Genomic DNA, 19,186 nt, shown 5'->3' with positions numbered 1-19,186 from the left:
TCGAGGATATGGACTCGGTCAAGCATCGGCTAGGCTGTGTCCGGCGTGTCCATGTCGTGTGACACGTCGTCAACTACCGGGTATTCGTGGGGGATTCGCATGGCGGAGCGCTCGATCGACGCGCAGGACGATGCCCGGGACCGGGCGCAGGTCAACCCGCCCGGCGGGTTCGATCTCACGGTTCCCAGCGTGGCGCGAATGTACGACTACTATCTCGGCGGCAAGGACAACTACCGGGTCGACCGCGAGGCATCCGAGGAGTTGTCCAAAGCGGCGCCGGGCACGCGCGCGCTCGCGATCAACAATCGGCGCTTCCTCCAACGCGCGGTCCGGGTGCTGGCGAGCGATTACGGCGTGCGGCAGTTCCTCGACCACGGATCGGGCCTGCCCACCCAGGACAACGTGCACCAGATAGCGCAGCGCGTCGACTCGGCGTCGCGCGTCGCCTATATCGACCACGACCCGATCGTGCTGGCGCACGGGCGCGCGATCCTTGCGGACAACGACCGAACGACCGTGATCACCGCGGACTTTCGGGACACCGATGCGATCATGGACAACGCCGAAGTGGCCAAGTTGATCGACGTCACCGAACCGACCGCGGCGCTGTTCGTCTCGGTACTGCACTGCCTGCCGGACAGCGATGAACCGGCGGCTCTGGTCGAACGTGTCATGGACCGGCTCGCCCCGGGCAGCTTCGTCGTCATCTCGCACCTGGTCTCGGCAGACTCGGAAGTACGCGAGCGTCTCAGCGAGTTCATGCTCACCGCTACCCAGGGCAATTGGGGCCGCGTCCGCGAGGCGGCGGACGTCGAGAGCTACTTCACCGGCCTGGAACTGCTCGACCCCGGCCTCGTCGAGGTATCCACCTGGCGCCCGGACGGAACGCCCGGGCCGGCCCAGGAGACCGCGGAATGGATCGAGTTCGGCGGCGTCGCCCGCAAGCGCTGATCGCGCGGGTCGACATCGGTCGGTCGCCGGATGCCGGGGCCGCCGGGCCCCGCCGGGCCCCTCGACCCCCGGGGCGCCCGAGCCATGCGCTCGAGGACGAACACGTGCCGTGGTGCCCATGCAGGTCGGCCCGCCACCACCTTCCACCCTCGGAAGCCTTCGCGGCCGTGACGGCGGAATTCGGCACCGCATGCCGATGCGCAGGCCAATGCGGCGCATGCGAGATGCTCGGCGACGCCGTCACCGCGGGTACGGCGCCACCGGAAGCCCACCCTCCGCAACCATCCTTTCGGGTGATCGTTGGCTCGGGCCTGCTTGGAGGTGGATGCGGATGCGTAGAACCCTGACATCGACCCGTCTCGGACCGCCGACGCCGCGAGTGGGCGACAGGGCCGAAATGCGTTTCGTCGGCGCCTTCGGAATGTGAAAGGAAGTGGCATCATGGCCTTCAGGACGCGCAGCGCCGCAGTAGTCACCGCATTGCTGGTCGGAGCCGTCACGATCTCAGCCCCATCTGCGACGGCACGGACGGACGCGTCGGCGTGGCCGTGCAACTCGAACAAATTCTGCATCTATTACGGTACGAACGGCACCGGCGCGCACTACGAGCTTGAGGACGGCGCCTCCGACCTGAGTGTCTTGTCGGGCCGGTTGAACGACCACGTGTGGTCGGCCCGGAACAACACCAAGGACGACTGGTGCCTGTTTCGCGATGCCGGGTACAGGAACAAGATCCTCAACATCCTCGACGGCCAGAGCACGAACCTGCCGTCGCCGCAGAGGAACGAGGTGAGTTCCGTCCGGCGGTGCTGACCGCGTCCGCAAGCAATACGCGAAAGGGCGCCTCGACCGGGTCGAGACAAGATTGTCCGACCACCTCGGGCAGCGGTAACACCGCCTGCCCGCCGCGCCGATCGGCGGATCGGGGCGCCAAAGCACCCTGCGACAGGCCGTCAAAGGAACCCCGTGATCGACCTCGTTGCCCCACGAGCGCGACACGGTCATGTCCATCGCAACGAGGCGTCGGGGCCGTCCGTCGCGGGCGGCGCTCGACGATCGGACAACGGGCGCGCTGTCATCGATGTTGCCGAGAGCCCTGGTGATGTGACTTCATGGGAGTCTCGATGAGTGTCCGGGTCGAAGTCGTCGCACGGGTGGCTCTTGCGCGGCGTTTGCAGAGTCACGATGGAGGGGCATGTTCGAGCGCATGAGGGCGAGTTGGGCCGCGCGTAGAGACGCGAACGATGCCCGCCTGGCCGGTCTGACGCCGGACGCGACGGCGATGGCGGTACGAATCGCCCGAGAGATGGTGTACGGCAGGCGTATCCAGGCAAAGTACGACCGACGGGTTTGGAAGGCCAACCGCCGGAACCCGGAGGTACCTCGAACAGCCCGTCCAGGTATGGAATCCGTGAAAGAAGCGAAGCGCGAGCTTCGCCGGGCACGGCGAGACGATCGCCTGCTGCGAAGAGCGCATCGACGAGGGCGCAACGCGACGACGAGGACCGGGGATTCGTCACCATCGGCCCTTGACGCCCAGTTCTTCGAGGCCAAAGTCGACCATCACGTCGCGCATTTCGGAGAGTTCGCCGCGAGAGCCGGCATGCAACACTTCGGCGAAATCACCAGATTCGAGGAGGCCAGGAATCCTCCGGACGCCTCCGCCGCGATCTCCTCGGTAACGCGCGACCCGTCTGCCCGAGTACGCACCGCGGACACCGTGCCGGCCCTCTCCGTCGTGGCCCTGGGCCTCAAGCCCGCCGCGTGGAAGGCACCGCGGACGCCACTGACGCCGTCACAGGTCAACCATCGCCGTTCCGGCGTGGAGATCACCCCCTTCGTCACCGAACAAGGCGCCCGCAAGGGCGCCATCATCGAGCGAAAACTCTGGCTGTCGTAGTCGCACGGCGGTCACCGGCCACGCGGGCAACGCGCCTGCATTCACGGAACGGCGGGTTCGGAGGCAGGCCGTGCGCCTGGTCGTGTCCGCCGCCGATGTGTTCGAGGCGGGTTCCGGCGTCGGCCGGCGCGCGGCGCGCCTCGCGTTCGTCGCCCGGGGACTGCCCGGGGCCGCGCGGCCGCGTGCCTCGGCCCCGACAGCCGCGCCGGCAGCGCCGTGCGTGGGTTCCTGCGGCGGTGGCTCCGGCGCAGGCGAGGTGCGGCGTCGGGTCCGCGTCGTGGGAAGACGGCCCGGGTGGCGAGGCCGGAGATGACATGCGCGGCGAAGGCGGTCTCGCCTGCGGCCTTGGCCATGCGCAGGGCCGGGACGAACTGCCGTTGCGCTGCACCGTGGACGCCGGATAGCAGAGTTGTCGCTGGGCTGCCCGGCGGAAACCGGACCCGGCCCTCCTCCTGATCCACGGCGACCACCTCGGCGGTGACCCGCTGCCCGACTTGCACAGCCGCAGAGGGACTCCGACGCCAGGACGTGTCCAACGACAAGTTGCTCGGCGAGCCATCCCCGGTCCTGACCGCCGCGGCTCACTCGTGCCGGTGGGAGTGGATGGCGGGCAGTCCCAGACGAATGACTGTCTGCCGTGCAGCTGCTTGTCGATCCAGTCGGGCGGGCTTCCCTGCCGCCGTGCGCGCGGCCTCGTGTCACCGCCGTCACCGTCGGCCATGGCCGGTGCAACCACCCGGGCAAGCCGGCGGCCCCACAAGCCGGCCTTCACCTTCGCCACCAGACGCTTCTGCCGGCGATGACCGCGTACGGCGTGGCGAGCTGCCCGCAGGGGCTGCTGAGCTTCTACGCCGACGACGTACGCACCGAACTCGGCGGCACCGCCGGGAAACTGCTGGTCGGGATCTCGTTCGGATACGCCGACGACTCCGCGCCGGTGAACCACATCGACACCGGACGTGCCGCACTGGGGGAGACCACGACATTCCAGGAATGACGGTGAAGGAGCGGGACGGCTTCGCGTCGTCCACCAGGCCCGCCGGATCGAACGGCGCGGGCGAAAGTCCTTCCTCGAACGGCTCCCACCGCCCTTCCGACTCGGCGCCGGGGACGACGAGTGCCGGTTCCACCGCCGGCGCCCCTGACCCACATCGCTGTTGGTGGCCGCCGTGTGGGCGGGTGTCGCCGGGCTTGTACAGCGGCTATCGGCAGTGACCTGCGTCCGCCGGCGGATGAACGTCGGCGACAAGGTGAGGGCGGCCAAGGATCTCGACGGGTGGGTGCAGGCGGCGGTGCCGAAAGCGGGATCAGACGGTCGTGTTCCTCCGCGCGGATCGGCACGTTGCACCGGTGCGCGTCCTCGACCGGGTCCTGCGCCCGGTCTCGGCGCCTGCCCGCGGGAACCGGGAAGTCTCCCGGCGTTGTTGGGCTGTTCGTCGTTGTTGCGTCCTTTCGAGGGTGCGGTCGGGCAATGTCTGCCAGGCTGGTGTCTCCTGTCGGGTGGGGGGCGTGAGTGGGGGTTGTCCGAGCGTTGGTGGTGGGGATCGGGCGCTTCGCGGCGGGGATCGGCGAGGTTCCGGTCGGCGCGGTGGCGTGGTCGGACCTGCCGTTCGTGGACGAGGTGGTGCCGCCGGTCACGGCGGCGCTGAACCGCCTGGGCTACACCACCGAAGTGCACAGGGACGTGGGCGCCGCCGCGTTGCGCACGGCGGTGGACGAGGCATTGGGCGCCGCCCGGGTCGTGTATGTCGCGTCGCACGGGGACGCGGATGCCGCCAACCCGTACCGGGTGGACGTGGTGCCGGCCGACGCGTGCGTGGGTCGAGGCACGAACGTCGCGCAATGGGTGGACGACGCGCAGCGATTGGGGTCTCCGACGCTCTTCCTGTTCGACCTGTGTCGGTCGGGGCGGGCGGCGTCGTTGCCGCACATGGTGCACGGATCGGACACGCCGGCGTACGCGTGGGTGATGACGGCTTCGGGTGCGGGGCAGGACGCGTACGACGGGCGGTTCAGCGTCGCGTTGGCCGAGGTGTTCGAGGAGGTGGCCCGCACGGGGTTGGACACTGATCCCGCCCGGTCGCACGTACCGTTCTCGAAGGTGGCCCGACGGGTGGCGCAGCGGGTGGAGCGTATGCCCGGGATGGTGCAGAGCGTGCAGAGCACGGCGATGGTGCTGGCCGAGGACGAGCCGAACCTGCCGTTCTTTCCCAACCCGGTCCACGACCCCGACGCGGCGCGCCTGGCCGGTGTCGAGCCCGCGCTGCGAGTGTTTCTCGATCCCTCGGACGTGCGGCACTTCACCGACAAGGCCGGGGTGCGGTTCACCGGCCGGCGCTCGCAGTTGCGGGTGCTCGCGCCGTGGTTGGACGACGTCGCGGTGGGTGGCCTGCGGGTGGTGACGGGCAATCCGGGAGTGGGCAAGTCTGCGCTGTTGGGGGCGTTGGCGTGTGCGTCGCATCCCGAACTGGTCGCGGTCGCGGGGCATGTGCGCGAGCGGCTGGACGCGCGGGACGCGTCGGGGTGCCCGTCGATCAACGACCTCCTGGCCGCCGTGCACGCCCGAGGGCGCACGTCGGCCGAGGTGTTCGCGTCGGCGGCCCGTCAACTCGGCATGGATCCCGGGCCGGACGTGCTCATGGACGCGACGGTGTTCATCGCTCTCCTGCCCGCGACGGGCGAGGTTCCGGTGGTGATCGTGGACGCCTTGGACGAGGCTTCGGAGCCGGTGGCGTTGTGCGCGAATCTGGTCCGACTGGTGGGCGTGGCTCGTGCCGACGGCACGCCCGCGGTACGCCTGTTGGTGGGGACGCGGCGCAGGCCGATGTTCACCCCGCTGCTCGACCGCGCCATCGATGTGGGCGGCCTGCTGGACCTGGACGACGCCCATCCCGACGAGGTTCGCGAGGACTTGGCGGACCACTTGGGAGCCCGCCTGGCCGACATCTCCGCGTTCGGCCCGCCCCGGATGCGCGCGATCCGTCATCATCTCGCCCGGGCGATTGCCGATCGCCTCGCCCCGAACCCGGATCGCCGTGCGGAGTGGGGCGCGTTCCTCGTGGCCGGGATCTTCACTCGTCACCTCACGCAGGTCCCCGCACCGGCCGACCCGGACACGGCCGGGCGGTTGGGGAGTTCGGCGCCCACCACACTGCCGGCGGTGCTCGACCTGGATCTCGCCTCGCGTCCGGACGGTCCGGGCGTCCGTGCCATCCTGTCCGCACTGGCCCTGGCCCGGGGTGCGGGGATGCCCTTGGAAGTGGCGCTACCCCTGGCCGGATTGTTCGCCGACGTCGATCCCGATCGCGCCCGAACGCTGGTCTCCGAGGCGTTGTTCTACCTGCGTGCGACCCCCGACCACGACGACACGCTGCTGTACCGCCTCTTTCACCAGGGACTCGTCGATCATCTCGTGCGACAGTCGACGACGGACCCCCTTGCTCCCACGCCCGATGACGTCCTGGAGCACTTTCTTGCGACGCACACCACCCACGACGGCCACGTGCGCAGCTGGGACACCGCCCCTCCGTACCTCCTGCGGCACGCTCCGGCGCACGCCGAAGCCGCGGGCCGCCTGGAGGAACTCCTCACCGACACGGAGTACTTGGTCCACGGTGACCCGATCGCCCTCGTGCGTGCCTTTCCTCGCGCCGGCGGCACCGATGCGCTGTCGGCGCGTGCCGTCTACCGCGCCTCGATCGGCGTGCACCGTCAGGCCGATCCCGGCACCCGCCGGCGGCTCCTGGCCACCGATGCCATTCGCTACCGAGCCGCCGCTCCCGCGAGCACGCTCGACGACCGGATCGAGACCGGCGTGTGGACGACCGTCGCCGCCACCGGTGGAATCCTGAACCCCGCGCTTCGCGACACCATGACCGGACACACCGATCTGGTGGTCGCGGTCGCGTGCAGTGTGGTCGGCGGGCGTCCCGTCGCCGTCACCGGCTCCAACGACCGCACCGTGCGGGTCTGGGACCTCACGACCGGCACACCGTTGGGCGAGCCCGTCATCGGACACACCGGTGCGGTGGTCGCGATCGCGTGTACGGTGCTGGGCGGGAGACCCGTGGCCGTCACCGGTTCCAAGGACGCCACCATGCGGGTCTGGGATCTCACGACCGGAGCACCTGTGGGTGAGCCCTTCCTCGCCGGACACACCGGTGGGGTGGTCGCGATCGCGTGCACCGTGGTCGCCGGGCGGCCCGTCGTCGTCACGGGTTCCAACGACACCACCGTGCGAGTCTGGGAACCGACCACCGGCACACCCCTCGGCGAACCCCTCACCGGACACATCAGCACGGTGGTCGCGATCGCGTGCACCGCGATCAACGCGCGGCCCGTCGCCGTCACCGGCTCCCACGACGCCACGGTGCGGGTCTGGGACCTCACCACCGGCACGGCGCTGGGCGAACCCCTCACCGGGCACACCGACTGGGTGAGAGCCGTCGCGTGCACCCTGGTCGACGGACGCCCCGTCGCCGTCACCGGCTCCGACGACCGCACCGTGCGGATCTGGGACCTGACCACCGGCACATCCCTGGGTGAGCCCCTCACCGGACACACCGGCGCGGTGCGCACGGTCGCCTGCACGGTGATCGATGGACGGCCCGTCGCCGTCACCGGCTCCGACGACGACACCGTGCGGATCTGGGATCTGACCACCCGGACACCCCTCGGTGAAGCCCTCACGGGGCACACCGGTGCGGTGATCGCGGTCGGTTGCACGAAGCTCGAAGGGCGGCCGGTCGCCGTCACCGGCTCCGACGACCGCACCGTGCGGATCTGGGACCTCACCACGCACACACCGCTCGGTGAACCTCTCACCGGACACACCGACTGGGTCGACGCGGCCGCGTGCACGGTGGTCGGCGGGCGTCCCCTCGGTGCCACCGGCTCCCGTGATGCCACCGTGCGACTCTGGGACCTGGGCACCGGCACACCGCTGGGTGAACCCTTCATCGGACACACCGACTGGGTGGTCGCGGTCGCGTGCGCGGTGGTCGGTGGGCGGCCCGTCGCGGTGACCGGCTCGTGGGATGCCATCGTGCGGGTCTGGGATCTGAACACCGGTACACAACTCGGTGTACCCCTGACGGGGCACACCGGCGGGGTGGTCGCGGTCGCGTGCGCGGTGGTCGACGGACGGCCCGTGGCCGTCACCGGCTCCAACGACACCACGGTGCGGATCTGGGACCTGACCACGCACGCTCAACTCGGCGAGTCCCTCACCGGACACTTCGGCGGGGTGGTCGCGGTCGCGTGCGCGGTGGTCGGTGGGCGGCCCGTGGCCGTCACCGGCTCCGACGACGACACCGTGCGGATGTGGGACCTGACCGCGCACGCTCAACTCGGCGAACCGCTCATAGGACATGCCGACTGGGTGAGAGCCGTCGCGTGCACGACGATCGCCGGCCGGCCGGTCGCCGTCACCGGCTCCCACGACGCCACCGTGCGGGTATGGGACCTGACCACGCAGACTCAACTCGGCCAACCGCTCAAAGGACACACCGACTGGGTGAGAGCCGTGGCGTGCACGACGATCGACGGACGACCCGTCGCCGCCACCGGCTCCAACGACCGGACCGCGCGCGTCTGGGACCTGGCCGACGGACGGTGTCTCGACCGGATTCCCCTGCCCTCGGCGTGTGTGGCTCTCGACTGGGGCCCGGACGGTCGCCTGTTCGCGGGCTTCGGCCGGGACATCGCGGTATTGCACCGAAAGCCGCACCACCCGGGCGAGCGCCCGGTGCATGGAACAGGCACCGACTTCTTCCCCAGGGAGAGCTCGTGACAGCAGCGATCGTCGGCGTGCACGGCATCTGGAACCGCCGCCGCGGCGAGACTCCCGAACAAGCCGCCGAAACCCTTTCCCGGATCTGGGCCACACACCTCGCCACCGCCCTGCGACGCGCCGGAGGCGGCGCGTCGCCGCCGGACGTGTCCGTGGCGTACTACGCCGACCTGCTGGTCAAGTCCGGCCGCCAAGGCGCCGGCGACGACCTCGACCACCTCGACCCGTCCGAGACCGAATTCGCGCATCAGTGGTTGGACACGTTCGACCTGCCCCGGGGGGTCGCAGCGGGCGAGTCGACCGTCGAGGTGCGCCAGGCCGTCGAGACCCTCGCCCGCATGCGCCTTCTCGGCCCACCCGCCACCAGGTGGTTCGTCGCGGGGTTCTGCCGAGAGGTCCCCGCCTATCTGAAGAACCCCGACAGCCCGGCCCGCGCCGTCGCCCGGGCCAGGGTCACCGACGCCATCGAAGGAACCGGCGCCCGCGTCGTGATCGCCCACTCCCTCGGATCCGTCGTCGCCTACGAGGCCCTGTGGGCACGCCCCGACCTGAGGATCGACCTCCTGGTCACCCTCGGCTCGCCCCTGGCCCTGCCACACGCGGTCCTGCCCCGCCTTCGCCCGGCGCCCATCGACGGCCGCGGCGCCCGCCCGCCCGGAGTGGCCCGCTGGGCCAACCTCGCCGACCCCGGCGACATCGTCGCCGTTCCCAGGGGCGGGATCGGCCGTACCTTCGAGGGTGTCGACACCGACGAGCACACCGTCATCGGCGCCTTCGACTTTCACTTCGCCAAGAACTACCTCGCGCACCAACGCCTCGGCGAAATCCTGAACTCCACGCTCTGACACCTCCGAACCGGCACATCACGAGGCTCGGTCGAGCGCACCGGTACCAGAGCTTCCCGAGCTTCCCGATCTTCCCGGACAAGGCGACCGCGAGTTCCATCCGGAAGGTCGCGGACTCCTCCTGCGGGAAGCAGGTCCGTGGCAACGGCAGTTCGGCTGCCGCGCTCCGCGCGTTCATGGGCGACCGCCAAGCAGCACCGGATCGTGCCGAGCGACGGTCCACGCTGAGGCATCCGCGGTCGGCTCACGTCGCCCGCAGCCGCAGGACGGGTACCCCCTTCGGACGTGCGGGCCGAATCGGGCCGTCACCGTGGTTGACCACGAGCAGTCCCGGTTTTCCCCAGCGATCCACGATCGGCTGGCCGGGCCGCAGAAAACGTACCCGCACCGGTGCTCTCGCCTGGTCGTGCACGGCCTGGAGGGTGGCCGGGTCCGGTGCCCGGGCAATCGACCCGCCCGTTGCGGGAGTGTCCTCGGGGACGGGCACCCGGGTGCTGTCCGTGGCCTCGTTCGCGTCGGGCAGCGGCGTGCCGGTGAACCACACGGTGGGCCCCGCCCGCCCCAGGCTCACGAGCAGTGCGAGGTCTCGTCCCTGCGCGCCAGACGCCTCGGCCTCGAAGTCGCGTCCCCGGGTGACCGCCCGAAACGCCCCTTCCTCCAGCGTGGTTGCCCGATCGCGATCCAACACCTGCAACGCGGGGGCCAACTCGAACGCGGCCGCCGCTCCCACCGGCATCGGCCACCGGGGGAAACAGGGGAGCGGCCACACATACGGCAGATCGGCGGGCACATCCGGCCCGTATTGCCGCCGGTATCGTGCTTCGTCCTTGGCCACCAGCTTCGATCTATGGCTGAGGTGCAGGGCTTCATCGCCCAGCCACGGCGGCAGCATGCCCTCCCGGTACAGGCGGGGCCGGTGCGGGACGCGACCCGCGGTGAAGTCGAGCAGTTGCGCGGCGACCGTGTCGCGGAATCCACGACGGGTCCACTCGGCGCACATGGCGAGGCCGTAGCAGACCAGTGCCGGGACGAATCCCCGCCACATCGCGACGGCGGGGTGATGTTTCCAACCGTAGGTCGGCCAAACCAGCGCCCGCAGGATCTGGAAGGTCTCCACGCGCTGCTTGCCGAGTCTGCGATCGTCGAGTGACCTCGCGGTCGCCTCGAACCCGGGGTCGGGCAAAAAGGTCTGCACATCCGCTCCTTCGCAAGGATCGGATTCGAGTACCCGATCCGACACCGCGGAACCGGTTGTCGACCGGCGCCGTGCGCGTGCGGAACGACAGCGGTGTGGGCAAGGGCGCCCGTCACCCGATCTGCGCCGAGAGCGCGCGCGTCCCGTGCCACACCGCACTCGTAGACGAGATCTGCGGCGATGCGGAGTGCATCCCGCGGCCGGATCCTGGGCTGGTATGGGGGCTCCCGACTCGGATCGGAGGCGCTTCCCGCCGATCCCTCGGGATCGTGGTCAGGCGGTCGAGGTCGCGTATCGGCCTGTTCCGTCGGGGAGTTCGTATCGCGGCCGTTCGCTGTTCGGGTGCTCGGTACGCATTGTCGTCGGCATGGGAATCCCGCGTCGGGGCAGGCGTCGGTCAGGCAGGCACGACAATCGATCAGTACGGGAAGGGCGTCGACATGACGGGCTATGGCGGTTCCTACGAACGCACCGGCCGGGCGGCATCGGGGGCTCGCACCGGCACCAACGGTCTCGCGGTGGCGGGTCTGGTGTGTGGGGTCGTGGGCGTGTTCCTGTTCAACATCATCCTTGGCCCGCTCGCCGTGATCTTCGGTGCGGTCGGGCTGCGGCGCAGCCGTGCGGGCGCGGGTGGGCGGGGCATGTCGATCGCCGCGATCGTGCTCGGTGTTGTGGACGTCCTACTGTTCGTGGTCCTCCTGATAGCGGCAGCGAACAACGGCGGCAGTTTCTACTTCAACTACGGCTGAGCGCCCTACGGTCCGCGCGTAATCGACGGCGGAGCCACACCCATTGCAAATCTTGGGTGCGGCCCCGCCGTCGATTCACGCGCTTGAACCACCACTCGATCGATCCCGCGCCTGCGGGCGTTCCCAGTCCTGAGCCGGTGCGGCCGTCCACGCGCCGGACGTAGTCGCCGGCATGCGGTGGCAGCTGATCCCGCCGCGGCGCCGGTCCGTCGTTCGCCGGCCGTTCTCCTGTGTCCGGACAGGGGTGGGGAGTCGGGGGCGGGTTCGTGCGCAGGTCAGGAGAAGTCCGCGCGATGGTCGGTGGCCCATTGGGCATAGGTGCGTGCGGGGTGTCCGACGAGTCGTTGGACCGTGTCGTTCACCGGCGCGGCTGTGTCGACGGTGGCGGCCATCAAGTCGAACAGGGCGTCGACGAATGGGGCGTCCAGGAAGCGGCTCATCTGTTCGCGGACGGGGCCGTCGTCGAGTTCCTCGAGGGCCAAGGGGCGCCCCAGTGCCTCGCCGAGGACGCGCACCTGCTCGGTCTGGGTGAGGGAGGCGGGGCCGGTGAGGTCGTAGGTGCGTTGGGCGTGGCCGTCGCCGGTGAGGACGGCCGAGGCCGCCTCGGCGACGTCGCGCTCGTGGACCACGGAGGCGGCGGCACCGGCATACGGGGCGCGGACGATGTCGGATTCCTTGAGCTGCGGGGCGAAGCTCAGCGTGTTGATGGCGGGGAACAGCAGGCGCAGGAAGGTCCAGTCGAGACCGCGGGCGACGACGGCCCTTTCGACTCCGGCGTGGTAGGCCGCGATCACGTCGGACTGCACGGAGTCCGCGTCGCCGACCACCGCTCCCGAGGAGAGGAACACGACGTGCCGGACCCCGGCGACGGCGGCCTCGGTGAGCAGGGTGCTCGGGTCCATTCCGTAGGGAAGGACGAGGAAGACCTTCTCGACGCCGTCGAGGGCCGGGCGCAGTGATGCGGCGTCGGTGAGGTCGCCTCTCACCACGTCGACCCCGGCAGGCAGGCCGGCGTTCTCCGGCGTGCGGGACAACGCCCGGACCTTCGTGCCCGCGGCGGCAAGGGTCTCGACGGTCTCACGCCCGAAATGCGCGGTTGCTCCGACGATCAGAATCACGACGGCTCCATAAGGGTTGGGCTGCTTGAACGGCACGACTGTAGCCACGCATGCGGAAGGTTCCGTTCCTATATGGAGCCCGGCCCGGAGCGGCATCAGCGCGTGACGCGTCCATCGATCGGGGTGCTTCGCGCACCGCGATCGGGGTGCTTCGCGCACCGCGGCCGAGCTGCGCGAGGACCTGGGCAGCGCGCAAAGGGGCCTCGAAGCCGCCTGGGCGGGGTGTACGGCCGACGACTGGGGCCGGCCGGTTCGCTTTCGTCATGCCACCGTGCTGGACACGGTGAGGGCGCGTTGGCGGGAAGCCGAGTTCCGCGCGGTCGATCTGGGCCTTGGCTGCTCTCCTCGCCATTGGTTTGCCGAATTCGCGCTCCACGCCCTCTCCTTCCTTGAGCCGAGGACACCGAACGGAGTCCGACTCGTCCTGCACGCGGACGATGCCGCGTTCACCCCTACTTCGGGGGCGGGGGAGCCGGTGGAGGTCCGCGGGGCGCCGGCCGATGTGGCGGCATGGATGACGGGCCGGGCGCCGGCCGGGGAACTGCGGGTGTCGACGGGAACACCGCCGGAACCGGGACCCTGGCCACCCGACCCGGCGGACTGACCGTTTGGCGTGGAGGTCGTCCGCCGCAACCCCGACGACCGTGGCCGCGGCTTCACGGTCGTCGCCTGGCGCCGGATCGTTGAGCGCTCCCTCGGTCGGCTCGTGCACCATCGTCGGCTCGCCCGCCACTACGAGACCTGTCCACGCCGTTCCGAAGCCACGATCCGGCTTGCGATGATCGACCTCATCCTGGCCGGCGCGCGCTCGGCTACCTCGTCGCCGGGTCGGGGGCGCGTCGGTCGACGGCGGTGCGCATGCGGTGCAGGATCTCTTCGAGGACTCCTCGGGAGGTGGCGAAATTGAGGCGGGTGAAGCCGTCTCCGCCGGGTCCGAAGTCGGAGCCGGGACTGAGCCGGACCCCGGCGTGGTCGAGAAAGAACGCGGTCGGATCGGTGTCGAGTCCAAGCGCGCGGCAGTCCAGCCAGGCCAGGTAGGTCGCCTCGGGAAGGTGGTGGCGAATCCCGGTGGGCAACGACTCGGCGACCATGCGGCGGTTGCGGGTGAGGGTCGCCCGGGCCTCGGCCAGCCAGGCGTCGCCCTCCTGCCACGCCGCCAGGGTGGCCAACACACTGAGCGAACTCACCTCACCGAACAGCAGGGGCGGCTGACTCTCCAGGGCCCGCCGGACGCGCTCGTCCCCGACGTGCGCGACCGAGCAGCGTAGACCCGCCAGGTTGAACGCCTTGCCGGCCGAGGTCAGGGTGACCGTGCGAGCGGCGGTGTCCGGGCTCAGGGAGGCGATCGGGATGTGCCGGTTCGGCTCGTAGGTGAGGTCGGCATGGATCTCGTCCGAGATGACCAGGAGGTCGTGGCGGGCGGCGATCTCCGCCAACGCGGAGAGCTCCCGATGGCTCATCACCCGCCCGGTGGGGTTGTGCGGGTTGACCAGCAGGAGTACCCGGCAGCCGTGACGGGCCACGTCCTCGGCCAATCGCTGCGTGTCGAAGGACCAGCCGTCGCCGTCGTCGACCATCGGGATCGGGAGAAGCCGACGATTCATGTCGGTCAGGGTCTGCAGGAACGGCGGATAGGCCGGCACGTGCATCGCGACGGTGTCCCCGGGACGGGTCGCGACATGGAGAACGACCTGGAGCGCTTGAATCAGGTCCGTGAACAGACGCACGTGTCCGGGGTCGAGCACGAAGTCGTGGCGGCTTTTCATCCGTTCGGCGAAGGCCTGGTTGAGCGGGTTCGCTTCGGGGTGGTCGTCCCACGCCGGGTAGCCGAGGTCGGCGTCGAGATTGCGCAGGAGCGCGTCACGCACCGGGGCCGCGACGGGGAAGTCCTGATCCGCGATCCACGCCGGCAGAACACCGGGCGCGACCGCGCCCCACTTGACGCCTGGCCGCTGCCGCAGGGACTCGAGGGTGACAGCGTCGAACACAGGGGGCTCCGATCCATTGAAGGCCGGCCGCAGAGCAGGGCGCCGGCGCCTCGCCCGCCCGTCCACCGGGGGGGCGGTCGCAGGGATGCTGCGGTGGCGGCGGGAAAGCCGCTCTCGGGCGCGGAATGCGCCTGGGTTCGATGATCGTAGGACGGACAGCGGTCCATGCGATTGACGATTTTGGCGGCTTGGTGCAACTTTATTGCGTGCCCCCGACCCCCTTTCTCGACGAGATCGATCACTTGCTGCTCGACCTCGTGCAGACCGACGCGGCCCAGCCCCTGCACGAACTGGGTGACAAAGTGGGACTGTCGCCGAGCGCCGTACAGCGCAGGATGAGCCGACTGCGCCGCACGGGTGTGATCCGGGCCGAAGTCGCCGTCGTCGATCCACAAGCGGTGGGACTGGGCCTGACGACGGTTGCGCTTGTGGAACTGGTGGAGAACGACGACGCGCAGCACACGGCCTTCTGCGCACGGCTGCGCGCGGAGCCGACGGCACAGCAGTGCTACTCCGTCCTCGGCCAATGGGACTACGTCGTCGTGCTGGTGACGCCCGACCTCACGGCATACCGCGAGGTGTCCCGGAAGCTCTTCATCGAGGACAAGACGGTGCGCAGGTACGAAAGCCTCCTGACGCACGAACAGGTCAAGTCGGGATTCAAGCTTCCGCTCCCCGGCACCGGGGGGCCGGGTACCGCGGGTCATCCGTGACGTCGTCTCGCGCTCTGCCGGCGCTGCGGGCGCTGCGCGAGGGCCGATGCGGACGGGACCGCCGGACCGTACGGGGCGCGGCGTCCGCCGCAACGGCCGGTCTGCGGGCGGCAGTGCCGCCGGCGCGCCGCCGGCCGGGGACCGGACGACCGCGCACACGGGCCGATCGGCTGCGGCGACACATTCGACGGTAAGGCGTCGGGTGACAGTCCATTGTCCGTCGAGATACGTGGAGTCCACAGGCCGGCCGCAGACCGCCCCCCGTTGGTTGACTACGTGCTGCGGTCGGACACCGGAGCGCGTCTCCTCCAGGGGGCACTCATGCCGACGGCCGTCATCCTCCGCGACGGCAGGGTGGTGGCCGGGGCACTGGTGGCCCGGCGGGGACCGAACGCCCCTGAACGGTACGGTTCGGCGATGAACGCCGTTGAGTGGAATTTCACCGATCGTACGGAGATCTCCGGCGGGGTACAGGTCGATGACTACCTCTGTGGCTCGCCGACTTGGCAGAAAATCGGGCAGAACCCACAGCAGTACCAAGTCGCCATTGCCCTGGGGCCGGCCTTCCCGACCGTCGACGGGCGCGTTACGGAACCCCTGGCACCGGGGCCGCCGGAGCAGATTCATTTGGTGACGGTAGCCGCCTTGGAGTAGATCGGTCGGGACCCCGGAAAAGGTGAGGTCCCGGCCGGCCGACTCAACGACTCGGACTGACCGTGATCGCCGCCGGACCGGGCGCGCAGGGCCGGTTGTTGGGTTCGTCGTGGGTCGTGGGTCGTGGTCGTGGTCGCCGGTGTCGTCGAGGGCCGTGCTCCTCGACCCTGCTTCAATGATGGAAGCTCCAGCGTCATTCTCGATCAAGGAAACAATCCATTGCACCGGACACTCAGGCTGCTGCGGTCACCATGGTGGTCACCGAAGACGACGTGAGTACCGCGACGCTCGTTGCCGGGATGGCGTGCCCATCCTGGCGTCGTGACCTCTACCCGACGTTGGAAACCCCGAACAACACCGCGCCACTGAGGAACGCGATCGAGCGAGCGGCGGCGACGGCGGCCGTGTCCGCCGCGGAACTTCGCCGGATCGTCGAGACGGTGGTCGCCGAAGGGCACGAAGACCTCGGCGCCGGATTCCTCGACAACCCGAGCATGTCCGAGGCGTACCTTCTCCAACTGTGCGACCGTGGCGTGCTCATCGGTGCGTTGGGGCATCGCACCGGGCCTCGAAGCCTGCTGTTGCGCATGTGTGAGGTCCACCGGTACCCGGAGTCGATCCTGACCGTGGGGCTGGAGTTCTATCGCGATCCCGCCGTCCGGCCCGACGAGTTCGCCGCCTTCGTCCGCCGGTACCACGATGTCCCGGGTGGTTGGCTGCTGCGGGCGCTTGCCGAGATCGATCCCGACTCGACGCGCAAACAGACCGCGTACGAAGACATACTCGGCGCCGCGTCGACGGACCTCGCGTGGAACGCGGCCGCGTTCCACGCCCGGCACCTGGCGAACGCGGAGGCAAGCGACGCCGTCCGACTCGCGGACTTCCTCGACCGGCACCCCCACGCGCACGTCCTCGCCCTCGTGCTCGAGTCGCCCGTCCCGGACCCGGCACGCAACGAACTGCTCGAAGATCGCGCCCGCGCCTCGACCGACCCGCACGTCGCCGACGCGCTCCGCCGCCGCGAACACCGCAGGCTCGCGTCCAGTTCGTCCCTCGACGCAGAGGAAGCCGCCATACTCGCCGCCGGCGATGCCCCGGACGTCCTCGTCCTGCTGGCCGCCAATCCGCGAACCCCGCGCCCGATCCTGCGCGAGTTGAGCCGCCGACGCGCATCGCGAGGCGCCCGAGCCATCCGCAACGCCGCCACGGATACCCTCCGCCGCACAGCCCGAGGCGAAGAACCTCCCGCACCCTGACACGTCCGAACGCGCGGCACGCGGCGCCGGCCGGGTTTCGTCCTGCGGATCATGTGCGGAGCCGGATGATCAATGCCGCGCCTACCGCGGCGCCGCTCAACGCCGCGTCGTCGGGGAGGGGGGCGTAACGCAGGATAAATATTTCCAGGCTTCTGCCGTCGAGGATCGGATGTCGCGGAACTCTGGTCCAGACCAATCTGGTTCAGACCATTGACCGGTGGTTCGGACCTTTCCTAGGCTCAGGCAGCCGCGACGGGTATGTCGGAGCTCACGACGCGCCCGCGTGGCGGCGCAGCGTCCCCGCACGTTCGGACCGAGTTCGAGGAGTTCCCTTGAGCACAGGCACCGCACGACCCGTCACACACTCGCGAGACCCCGACCGGCCGGGCACCAGGCGCGGTCGTATGCTCATCGCTCTGCTCACGGCCCTGCTGTTGCCCCTGGGGGCCATGGTCGGCCTGACCGGGCCGGCCCATGCCGAGGGCACCGGCGGCTCGGAGACGTCCGAACGGGGCTCCGACTGGGGCAGGGACCGGCCGCCGACCGCGCCGGGCAGGCCCCACGCGAGCCACGTCACCGACACGTCGGTCAAGCTCTCCTGGCGCGCGGCCTGGGACGACCGGGGCGTGCGGAACTACGACGTGCTGCGCGACGGCGTCAAGGTCGCCACCGTTCGACACACGTCCTATGTCGACCGCGGCCTCAACACCGGGACCGGCTACACCTACACCGTCGTCGCGCGCGACACGAGGGACCAGGTCGGTCCCGCCGGCGCCCCCCTGAAGGTACGCACCACCGGCGAAGCGAAGATCAAGCTGGGTTACTTCACCAACTGGGGCCCCTACCTGGCGAAGAACATCGACACGTCCGGCACGGCCCGCAACATCACCCACATCAACTACGCGTTCGGCAACGTCGTCGGTGGCAAGTGCGTGGTCGGCGATCCCTGGGCCGACTACCAGAGGCCCTACGCCGCGGCCGACAGCGTCGACGGGGTCGCCGATACCCCGGAGCAGCCGCTGAAGGGCCACTTCAACCAGCTGCGCGAGCTGAAGAAGAAGTACCCGCACATCAAGATCCTCTACTCGTTCGGTGGCTGGACCTGGTCCGGCGGCTTCACCGAGGCCGTGCAGAACCCGGCCGCGTTCGCCGAGTCGTGCCACAGCGTGGTCGAAGACCCGCGCTGGGCCGACGTGTTCGACGGCATCGACCTGGACTGGGAGTATCCGAACGCGTGCGGTCTGACCTGTGACGCGAGCGGCTTCGGGGCGATCAAGACCCTGCTGGACGCCACGCGTGCCCGCTTCGGCACCGGCAACCTGGTCACCGCCGCCATCACGGCCGACGCCGCCCCGGGCGGCAGGCTCGACGTCGCCGACTACGGCGGCGCCTCGGGGGCCGTGGACTGGTACAACGTGATGACGTACGACTTCTTCGGGCCGTGGATGGCGCAGGGCCCGACCGCCCCGCACTCGCCGCTGACGTCGTATCCGGGTATCCCCGTGCCGAGCTTCAACTCGGCGGACGCCATCGCCAAGCTCCGGACGAAGGGCGTACCCGCGAAGAAGCTGTTGCTCGGCATTCCCTTCTACGGCCACGGCTGGACGGGCGTCACCCAGAGCGAACCGGGCGGGACCGCGACCGCGCCCGCGTCGGGTGACGGAAGCTACCGCGCGCTCAAGGTTCGTTGCCCCGCCACCGGCCTGGCCGGCGGCACCTCGTACGGCCACTGCGGCAACGAATGGTGGGGCTACGACACCCCGGCCAGCCTCGCCGTCAAGACGAAGTGGGCCAAGGAACAGAAGCTGGGCGGCGCCTTCTTCTGGGAGCTGAGCGGCGACACCGAGAACGGCGAACTCGCCGCCGCCCTCAACGGCGGACTGGGATAACCCACCCGCCGCACCCGAGAACGGTCGCGGGGGGCCCCCCCGCCCGCCGGCCCCCCCCCGGCCCCCCCCGCCACCTGGGGGGGCCCACGCCCCGTGCGGGGGCCCCGGTAACGGGGGGGGGCCCGCGGCGCGGCCCC

The 19,186-nt window shown here is 70.1% G+C and carries 13 protein-coding genes and 1 pseudogene; 11 read left to right on the top strand and 3 right to left on the bottom strand.

The features are described 5' to 3' along the window. Positions 1-99 precede the first annotated feature (99 nt). From ACIBSV_RS30335 to ACIBSV_RS30310, 6 genes are all read left to right on the top strand, one after another. Positions 100-951: an SAM-dependent methyltransferase gene (locus tag ACIBSV_RS30335; protein ID WP_395868602.1), complete on the top strand. Its 852-nt coding sequence runs from the start codon at positions 100-102 to the stop codon at positions 949-951. 441 nt (positions 952-1,392) lie between these two features. Beyond that, positions 1,393-1,764, top strand: a complete 372-nt coding sequence (locus ACIBSV_RS30330) for a peptidase inhibitor family I36 protein (RefSeq protein ID WP_395868600.1) — start codon at positions 1,393-1,395, stop codon at positions 1,762-1,764. A gap of 382 nt (positions 1,765-2,146) precedes the next feature. Next, positions 2,147-2,851, top strand: coding sequence for a hypothetical protein (locus ACIBSV_RS30325; RefSeq protein ID WP_395868598.1), 705 nt, complete (start codon positions 2,147-2,149; stop codon positions 2,849-2,851). Positions 2,852-3,650: 799 nt separating this feature from the next. Next, positions 3,651-3,848: a hypothetical protein gene (locus tag ACIBSV_RS30320; protein WP_395868596.1), complete on the top strand. Its 198-nt coding sequence runs from the start codon at positions 3,651-3,653 to the stop codon at positions 3,846-3,848. A 516-nt stretch (positions 3,849-4,364) separates the two neighbouring features. After that, on the top strand, positions 4,365-8,642 hold the full coding sequence (locus ACIBSV_RS30315) for a caspase family protein (RefSeq protein ID WP_395868594.1): 4,278 nt from the start codon (positions 4,365-4,367) through the stop codon (positions 8,640-8,642). Beyond that, positions 8,639-9,487: a hypothetical protein gene (locus tag ACIBSV_RS30310; protein ID WP_395868592.1), complete on the top strand. Its 849-nt coding sequence runs from the start codon at positions 8,639-8,641 to the stop codon at positions 9,485-9,487. The genes ACIBSV_RS30315 and ACIBSV_RS30310 overlap by 4 nt, the downstream gene beginning before the upstream one ends. 760 nt (positions 9,488-10,247) lie before the next feature. Here ACIBSV_RS30310 and ACIBSV_RS30305 read toward each other — a convergent pair. Further along, positions 10,248-10,682 (bottom strand): annotated as a pseudogene (locus tag ACIBSV_RS30305) (MSMEG_6728 family protein); the annotation flags it as partial. Between the two features lie 440 nt (positions 10,683-11,122). On the opposite strand from ACIBSV_RS30305, the gene ACIBSV_RS30300 reads away from it, so the two are divergent. Continuing rightward, on the top strand, positions 11,123-11,431 hold the full coding sequence (locus ACIBSV_RS30300; RefSeq protein ID WP_395868590.1) for a DUF4190 domain-containing protein: 309 nt from the start codon (positions 11,123-11,125) through the stop codon (positions 11,429-11,431). 275 nt (positions 11,432-11,706) lie between these two features. Here ACIBSV_RS30300 and ACIBSV_RS30295 read toward each other — a convergent pair whose 3' ends face one another. Then, entirely contained in the window at positions 11,707-12,549 is an 843-nt protein-coding gene (locus ACIBSV_RS30295; RefSeq protein WP_395868588.1) for an NAD(P)H-binding protein, read from the bottom strand. An 812-nt stretch (positions 12,550-13,361) separates the two neighbouring features. Beyond that, positions 13,362-14,537, bottom strand: a complete 1,176-nt coding sequence (locus ACIBSV_RS30290) for a MalY/PatB family protein (RefSeq protein WP_395868586.1) — start codon at positions 14,535-14,537, stop codon at positions 13,362-13,364. Between the two features lie 206 nt (positions 14,538-14,743). Between ACIBSV_RS30290 and ACIBSV_RS30285 the strand changes: the two genes are divergently transcribed. The 4 genes from ACIBSV_RS30285 (at position 14,744) to ACIBSV_RS30270 (ending at position 19,049) form a co-directional block, all read left to right on the top strand. After that, positions 14,744-15,250: an Lrp/AsnC family transcriptional regulator gene (locus ACIBSV_RS30285; protein WP_395868585.1), complete on the top strand. Its 507-nt coding sequence runs from the start codon at positions 14,744-14,746 to the stop codon at positions 15,248-15,250. A gap of 417 nt (positions 15,251-15,667) precedes the next feature. Then, positions 15,668-15,904: a hypothetical protein gene (locus ACIBSV_RS30280; RefSeq protein ID WP_395868583.1), complete on the top strand. Its 237-nt coding sequence runs from the start codon at positions 15,668-15,670 to the stop codon at positions 15,902-15,904. Positions 15,905-16,176: 272 nt separating this feature from the next. Beyond that, positions 16,177-17,160 (top strand): hypothetical protein, encoded by a 984-nt coding sequence (locus tag ACIBSV_RS30275; protein ID WP_395868581.1) that lies wholly within the window; start codon positions 16,177-16,179, stop codon positions 17,158-17,160. Positions 17,161-17,564: 404 nt separating this feature from the next. Then, complete coding sequence (locus ACIBSV_RS30270; RefSeq protein WP_395868579.1) at positions 17,565-19,049, top strand: glycosyl hydrolase family 18 protein; 1,485 nt, start codon at positions 17,565-17,567, stop codon at positions 19,047-19,049. Positions 19,050-19,186 lie beyond the last annotated feature (137 nt).

Origin of the sequence: Embleya sp. NPDC050154 (genome assembly GCF_044460165.1) — a bacterium.
Taxonomy (GTDB): domain Bacteria; phylum Actinomycetota; class Actinomycetes; order Streptomycetales; family Streptomycetaceae; genus Embleya.
Note: the sequence above shows the minus strand (reverse complement) of the source record. Positions and strands in the feature narration are given on the sequence as shown.

What these genes read in the sequence shown, in the direction of transcription:
- ACIBSV_RS30335 (WP_395868602.1), top strand. Translation starts at nt 100, where the DNA reads ATGGCGGAGCGCTCGATCGACGCGCAGGACGATGCCCGGGACCGGGCG.
- ACIBSV_RS30330 (WP_395868600.1), top strand. Translation starts at nt 1,393, where the DNA reads ATGGCCTTCAGGACGCGCAGCGCCGCAGTAGTCACCGCATTGCTGGTC.
- ACIBSV_RS30325 (WP_395868598.1), top strand. Translation starts at nt 2,147, where the DNA reads ATGTTCGAGCGCATGAGGGCGAGTTGGGCCGCGCGTAGAGACGCGAAC.
- ACIBSV_RS30320 (WP_395868596.1), top strand. Translation starts at nt 3,651, where the DNA reads ATGACCGCGTACGGCGTGGCGAGCTGCCCGCAGGGGCTGCTGAGCTTC.
- ACIBSV_RS30300 (WP_395868590.1), top strand. Translation starts at nt 11,123, where the DNA reads ATGACGGGCTATGGCGGTTCCTACGAACGCACCGGCCGGGCGGCATCG.
- ACIBSV_RS30280 (WP_395868583.1), top strand. Translation starts at nt 15,668, where the DNA reads ATGAACGCCGTTGAGTGGAATTTCACCGATCGTACGGAGATCTCCGGC.
- ACIBSV_RS30270 (WP_395868579.1), top strand. Translation starts at nt 17,565, where the DNA reads ATGCTCATCGCTCTGCTCACGGCCCTGCTGTTGCCCCTGGGGGCCATG.